This window comes from Chamaesiphon sp. VAR_48_metabat_403 (assembly GCF_031422475.1).
GTDB lineage: Bacteria > Cyanobacteriota > Cyanobacteriia > Cyanobacteriales > Chamaesiphonaceae > Chamaesiphon.
Genome location: NZ_JANPLS010000023.1, coordinates 1 through 6,150, shown reverse-complemented (window position 1 = coordinate 6,150; position 6,150 = coordinate 1). Strand labels below are relative to the sequence as shown.

11 protein-coding genes are annotated in these 6,150 nt (G+C 43.2%); 9 read left to right on the top strand and 2 right to left on the bottom strand.

What is annotated here, in order from left to right; all coding sequences use genetic code 11:
* Window positions 1–18 precede the first annotated feature (18 nt).
* From psbH to RMO79_RS01295, 3 genes are all read left to right on the top strand, one after another.
* Window positions 19–222 carry a photosystem II reaction center phosphoprotein PsbH gene (gene psbH / locus RMO79_RS01305; protein ID WP_310481248.1) on the top strand — a complete coding sequence of 68 codons (204 nt, stop codon included), beginning with the start codon at window positions 19–21 and terminating at the stop codon, window positions 220–222.
* Between the two features lie 301 nt (window positions 223–523).
* Window positions 524–775, top strand: a complete 252-nt coding sequence (locus tag RMO79_RS01300; RefSeq protein WP_310481247.1) for a TatA/E family twin arginine-targeting protein translocase — start codon at window positions 524–526, stop codon at window positions 773–775.
* Window positions 776–853: 78 nt separating this feature from the next.
* Window positions 854–1,198 (top strand): hypothetical protein, encoded by a 345-nt coding sequence (locus RMO79_RS01295; RefSeq protein WP_310481246.1) that lies wholly within the window; start codon window positions 854–856, stop codon window positions 1,196–1,198.
* Between the two features lie 94 nt (window positions 1,199–1,292).
* On the opposite strand, the gene RMO79_RS01290 is transcribed toward RMO79_RS01295, so the two are convergent.
* Window positions 1,293–1,937: a Crp/Fnr family transcriptional regulator gene (locus RMO79_RS01290; protein ID WP_310481245.1), complete on the bottom strand. Its 645-nt coding sequence runs from the start codon at window positions 1,935–1,937 to the stop codon at window positions 1,293–1,295.
* Window positions 1,938–2,118: 181 nt separating this feature from the next.
* Here RMO79_RS01290 and glcD point away from each other — a divergent pair, with 181 nt between their 5' ends.
* The 5 genes from glcD to RMO79_RS01265 all read left to right on the top strand — a co-directional run bounded on the left by glcD (window position 2,119) and on the right by RMO79_RS01265 (window position 5,460).
* Window positions 2,119–3,588: a glycolate oxidase subunit GlcD gene (gene glcD, locus RMO79_RS01285; protein WP_310481244.1), complete on the top strand. Its 1,470-nt coding sequence runs from the start codon at window positions 2,119–2,121 to the stop codon at window positions 3,586–3,588.
* Window positions 3,589–3,730: 142 nt separating this feature from the next.
* Entirely contained in the window at window positions 3,731–4,033 is a 303-nt protein-coding gene (locus tag RMO79_RS01280; RefSeq protein WP_310481243.1) for a DUF2499 domain-containing protein, read from the top strand.
* Window positions 4,034–4,036: 3 nt separating this feature from the next.
* Entirely contained in the window at window positions 4,037–4,348 is a 312-nt protein-coding gene (locus tag RMO79_RS01275; RefSeq protein WP_310481242.1) for a DUF3593 domain-containing protein, read from the top strand.
* A gap of 12 nt (window positions 4,349–4,360) precedes the next feature.
* Window positions 4,361–4,891: a 2-amino-4-hydroxy-6-hydroxymethyldihydropteridine diphosphokinase gene (gene folK / locus RMO79_RS01270; RefSeq protein ID WP_310481241.1), complete on the top strand. Its 531-nt coding sequence runs from the start codon at window positions 4,361–4,363 to the stop codon at window positions 4,889–4,891.
* A 20-nt stretch (window positions 4,892–4,911) separates the two neighbouring features.
* The gene (locus RMO79_RS01265) at window positions 4,912–5,460 is read left to right on the top strand and encodes an NUDIX hydrolase (protein WP_310481240.1); all 549 of its coding nucleotides are present in this window, start codon (window positions 4,912–4,914) and stop codon (window positions 5,458–5,460) included.
* A 60-nt stretch (window positions 5,461–5,520) separates the two neighbouring features.
* Here the strand turns inward: RMO79_RS01265 and RMO79_RS01260 are convergent, their stop codons facing one another.
* Window positions 5,521–5,799 (bottom strand): YiaA/YiaB family inner membrane protein, encoded by a 279-nt coding sequence (locus RMO79_RS01260; RefSeq protein ID WP_310481239.1) that lies wholly within the window; start codon window positions 5,797–5,799, stop codon window positions 5,521–5,523.
* Between the two features lie 51 nt (window positions 5,800–5,850).
* Here RMO79_RS01260 and RMO79_RS01255 point away from each other — a divergent pair, with 51 nt between their 5' ends.
* Window positions 5,851–5,994: a hypothetical protein gene (locus tag RMO79_RS01255; protein ID WP_310481238.1), complete on the top strand. Its 144-nt coding sequence runs from the start codon at window positions 5,851–5,853 to the stop codon at window positions 5,992–5,994.
* Window positions 5,995–6,150: the final 156 nt, after the last annotated feature.

Here is a 6,150-nt window from a genome sequence, read left to right as displayed (position 1 = left end):
TAACATCATCGGTGACGCATGGCACAACGTACTAAATTAGGAGATATTCTCAGACCTCTAAATGCTGAATATGGTAAAGTCGTTCCTGGTTGGGGTACTACTCCAGTAATGGGCGTATTTATGCTATTATTTGCAGTCTTTTTATTAATTATCCTTCAAATTTACAATAATTCTCTCGTCCTCGATAGTTTCTCTGTGGACTGGAGTGGCGGCGGACAATAAGATTTTTATAAATCTCGTTCGTGCGACGGTTTCCCGTTCGCTTGGCTTTGATTGGGGTAAGGGCATGGATAGTAGTGCAGCAAAATTTAAATATTTTGCAACGCAAAGCTTAACTTTACCCCATACCCGATCGCTAGCCAGTTAAAAGTAAGAAGTGTGGTTTTAGAACGTCAAAAACTAGATCGTCTTTTTAAAAGAGTTAAGTATTTTTAGATAAAGGGGTCTGACCCTGAGTGAAATTTCGAGATCTTGCAAGCATCAGCATCGCCGTGTCAGTAAAGCAATTGTCAGGAACAACATTATGAACTTTTTTGGAATTGGTTTACCGGAAACTATCGCGATCGCTGTTGTTGTATTATTGGTATTTGGCCCTAAAAAATTACCAGAAATCGGGAAGAGTTTGGGTAAAGCTCTTAAAGGCTTCCAGGAAGCCTCGAACGATTTTCAGTCTGAGTTTAAAAAAGAAGTAGACGCGATTGAAACTGCGGTTAAAACTCCCAGCCAAATCGAATCGACAGAAGCGGTAGACAGTAAATCCGAGCGAAATACTTAGTTCTATATAGATCGCCAAATTACGCGATTTAAAAGTTAATCTGGTTGAAAATCGGCACGAATTCAAAATAGTAAAATTGTGATAGGGAGTACGATCCTCACCACGCAAAATCCCAGTTCGCTCCTAGAGATCGAAAATATTGACGATCTCGGTCGTTTTACATGTATTGAATTGGATCGAATGGCAACTCTCGATTTAGAGATATTCGCCAATCTCGGTGGTGTCAAGTGGGCTGAGTCTCAACCGAGCGTTTATCGGCCGGATGAGGGGCTAGCAATCTTTAAAATAGCGACATCGGGACTAATTTATTTACAGCAATACTCGATCGAAGCACATAGCGAACATTGCGAAGATTTGAGTAAATTAGTAGAGTTCGTAAAGAGGCATGGCATCGATCGTATTTATGAATTGGCAACATTTTAAAGAATATAAAACAGAGCCAAGCAAAATGAACTTTGCTCGGCTTTGTTGTTACTAAATTAAAATTAATTAAACCTTAATTAAACTCGACGATAGACTAATTACCAATATGCCCAAAATAGTTATTATCTAAGATAGGATGGCGATGTCGATCGAGCGTCATGTAGCCTTTAGATTGAAACTGTGCCATCATTCGACTGACGGTCACTCGCGTCGTCCCGATCGCACTAGCTAACTGTTGGTGGGTAAACTTATAATTAATCCGCGTCCGATTATCTGGCAAAGACTCACCCAACTCATCTCTGAGTAACGATAATAAACCTCTCAATCGTTCGACCGTATGTCGGCGACCGTTGATAATTAATAATAATTCAGCCTGACGCATCCGCTTGGCTAATTGTGGCAGTAAAATTTGAGAAAGTCGCATCGAACTTTCAATTTCATCTAGCCGCAGCCAGCGCAAGTATACAGGAGATAAGGCAGTTGCCTGATAATCTAGTCGATCCGAACCTTGAGTTCCAAACCACGCGCCGCTAGCAGCCCAACCAAATAATACCTGTTCGCCATCTTCATAGTTGGCACTCAGTTGCACCAAGCCTTGGGTAACTTGCCACACGCCTTCTGGAAATAAGGGAATTTCATCGCCTTTGGTGTGAAAATACAGTCGCTTATTGAGGACTGACGGTTGTTGCTGCTGTTGGTGTGAGTAATCTAAGTCTGTACTTTGAACGATTGACAGCATAATTTTCGCTCCAAAATCTAAAACCAGACTACTCGGTGGAGGTAAAATTAAGGTAATGGGGAGATTAAGAGTAGTAAATAGTGGATAGTGGAGCGTGAATAGTGGATAGTAGGTATTATCAGAGCCGATAGAATCGATCGCACTTCTTCGTTAGCAACAACTACGACAGTAATCACCACTTATGCTTGTAGCAGATAAATCCACACAGATTCATTGGAAATTGATTATCGCACAACTGACAGCGGTAGTCGGTATCAAAGGTATCATTCAACGGCGAGAAGAGTTGATGACCTATGAATGCGATGGTTTGACTAGCTATCGCGAACGTCCCGCACTAGTTATTTTGCCTAAAACTACCGAGCAAGTTGCGGCGGCTGTAAAGATTTGCGATCGAAATAATGTTGCTTGGATTGCCAGAGGTGCGGGTACGGGTTTATCGGGTGGCGCGTTACCTGTCGAAAATTGCGTGCTGATAGTTACCGCCTTAATGAATCAGATCCTCAAGGTAGATTTAGAAAATCAACGTGTCGTCGTACAGCCAGGAGTAATTAATAACTGGGTAACTCAAGCCGTTAGTGGCGGCGGCTTTTATTATGCCCCAGATCCTTCGAGTCAAATTATCTGTTCGATCGGGGGTAATATTGCCGAAAATTCTGGCGGCGTACACTGTCTCAAGTATGGAGTCACTACCAACCACGTAATTGGATTGAAAGTAGTCATCCCCAGTGGTGAAATTGTCGATCTCGGTGGCGAAATTATCGAAATGCCAGGATACGACTTAACAGGTTTATTTGTCGGCTCCGAAGGTACCCTCGGCATCGCCACCGAAATTACCCTCAAAATCCTCAAAACTCCCGCATCGATTTGCGTACTGCTTGCCGATTTCGATAGCGTTGAAGCCGCAGGTAGCGCAGTCTCTGGCATTATCGGTGCAGGTATCATCCCCGCTGGCATCGAGATGATGGATAACTTTAGCATCAACGCCGTCGAAGATGTGGTTGCTACTAATTGCTACCCGCGCGATGCAGCGGCGATCTTACTGGTAGAAATCGACGGCTCCGCTGTCGAAGTCGCGACGAATCAAGCCTTAATTGCCGATATTTGCCGCCAGAATGGAGCCAGATCGATCGATGTAGCAACTGAGCCAGAACAGCGGTTGCGGCTGTGGAAGGGGCGGAAAGCGGCATTTGCAGCGATGGGCAAAATCAGCCCCGATTATTACGTGCAAGATGGTGTCATTCCCCGCACGCAGTTATCTTACGTGCTGCAAGAAATCGCCACACTGGGCGAGAAATATGGCTATTATGTCGCCAATGTTTTTCATGCTGGCGATGGTAATTTACACCCACTAATTCTGTACGATAATGCTGTAGATGGAGCGTTAGAGCAAGTGGAAGCTTTGGGTGGCGAAATTCTCAAACTGTGCGTTAAAGTCGGTGGGAGTATTTCTGGCGAACATGGCATCGGTGCCGATAAACGCTGCTATATGTCAGAGATGTTTACCGAAACAGATTTAGAGACAATGCAATGGGTACGTCATGTGTTCAATCCGAAAGAGTTAGCCAATCCAGGTAAAATTATCCCCACGCCGCGTACTTGTGGCGAATCTGCGAATACCGCTCATAAGTTTAGCTCGATAGAACTACTTTAAAGTAGATGCTTGTAGTGCTTCCAAATCTAGTTACTGGTGTTTTAGTGAATAGTGGATAGTGAAAAGCACCTTTAATTATTGAGAGCTAGACAGAACGAACTAAATCTACCTATTCAATAACTTACATATCGATCGTAAATAAATGCACGTACTTTCAATTCCCACTTGGGTGATTCATATTTCTAGCGTCATTGAGTGGATAACCGCAATTTGGTTGATTTGGCTCTATGCTGAAGCTAGTGGTAATTTAGCTTGGCGGAGTCTTTCGTTTGGGATGTTACCCGCACTCGTAAGTGCGATGTGTGCTTGTACGTGGCATTTTTTCGATAATTCGATCGCGCTAGAATGGCTGGTGACGCTTCAAGCTGGGATGACAGTCGTCGGCAATATCACCATGTGTCTGGCTGCTTGGCAAATTAGCAAACAATCGGTAGTAAATAGTTAAGATATGACACCTGCGCTAATTGAATCGGTATTTTCTAAAGAATCATTATTTGCATTATCATTATTTCCCTATTTAGGATTTTTATGGTTGATGACTAAAAAAGTTGCCACTCCTAAAATTGCGTTGATTGGGTTCTATTTAACGTTAGTATTTGTTGCCGTGACAATTCCGGTGGGGGCATACGCGCAACTTGTTTTACACAAATCTTTAGCAGACGTGGATATTTTGCATGGAGGCGCAGAATTTTTTCTGACTCTTTCTAATATCACGATCGCGATTGGTTTTAGTCAAGCGATTGCGGCTGCTAAAAGTTAAAATCATTCAGCTATGTCCGATCTAAGTTTAAGTAAGGGAAAATGTGCGATCGGATTGGGAAGTAATTTGGGCGATTCGCTAGCAATTTTTACTGGAGCAATAGATCGACTCAAAACACATCCACAGATCGAGCTAATTACTGTTTCTAGTTGGTACATTACCGCTCCAGTCGGACCACCTCAGCCAAATTATTTAAATGGTTGTGCGACACTTGAGACTAGTCTGACACCATTAGATTTATTGAATATTTTACAGGCGATCGAATCTGAATTCGGACGAGTGCGGCAAGAAATATGGGGAGCGCGAACTCTCGATTTAGATTTGTTATTATATAACGGTCTAATTATCGATCTGCCTACCTTACAAATTCCCCATCCCCATATGTGCGAACGAGCATTCGTGCTAGTACCGCTAGCCGAAATTGCCCCGAATTGGATCGAACCAAAATCGGGCAATTCGATCGCCAACCTCTGCAACAAGTTAGAATGTTCAGGAGTTAAATTACTTGAATTTGAAACCCAAAGCCTAAAACCTAAAGCCTAAATCCTAATACCTAAAAAACTATGCCACTCGGAAATGAGCCTGCTAAACTTCTACAACACAAGCTGCATTATCAGGGACGCAAATTTAATTTTACAGTCGATCGGATCGAGTTACCTAATGGTGTAGCTGGAGAGTGGGAATGCATTCACCATCCGGGTGGAGCGATGGCGGTACCGATTACGCCAGAGGGGAAGTTAGTATTAGTCAAACAGTATCGGTTTGCTACCCAAGGTCGAATTTTAGAGTTTCCCGCCGGGACTTTAGAGATAGGCGAAAGTCCAGCAACAACCATCGGACGAGAGATTGAAGAAGAAACCGGATATCGGGCTGGTAAATGGCAAAACTTAGGTGAATTTTTTCTTGCGCCTGGTTATTCTGATGAAATTATCTATGCTTTCTTGGCACAAGATTTAGAAAAATTAGCCGTTCGACCTCCAGGTGATGATGATGAAGATATTGAAGTCTTATTAATGACTCGATCGGAATTTGAAACAGCTATTCATGCAGGCGAACCGATCGATGCTAAATCGATTGCTGCTTATTTTCTTGCGTGCAAATATCTCGGATAGTGAATCGCGATCGACTATCCGAACATTCGGCTGAAACAAGGATCGCCACTCAAGTTAAGATTACTTGAGTACGCCATGCTGAGAGAGGATTTGCTCGACCTTGGCTTCTTCAATTTTAGAGGTTAATTTTGTCGATTCATGTAAGTCTCTTTGAGTTTTTGACAAGGTAAAAGTCGAAGCTACCGAAAAGCCCAATCCCATACCGAGGAACCCTCTAACCCAGATATCTCCAGGCATACAAATAATGCCAGTAGTGGTCATTCCGACCGAGAGAATAAAGGAAGCCCAAGTTTGAAAAATCCACGCATTACTATCTTTTTGAGTGCCGATCTGTTGCATAATATTTACTACCTAATTTTAAAGATTGCGGACTGACTTGTTTGTGTCAATGTGTCAATCTTAAACCGCATAGAAATCGATCGAGTTCTAGAGTGGACAGTTTTTCAACTGGCTATAAACGATCGCGATCGTAAATTTGCTAGAGCGGTAGCAGCAATGAGAGCTTTCGCGATCGATCTTTGTGGTTTACCATAAAGATTGACTCTCCCTACCGACCGATCCATGACCAATCCCCAGTCTCAGCCTACCCCCCAGATTGCCCCCAGACAGGCTCAATTAGTACCGCCCGATGGTTGGATGGAAATTGGTGCGATCGTCGGCGCACAGGGCATTAAAGGGGAAGTAAAGGTT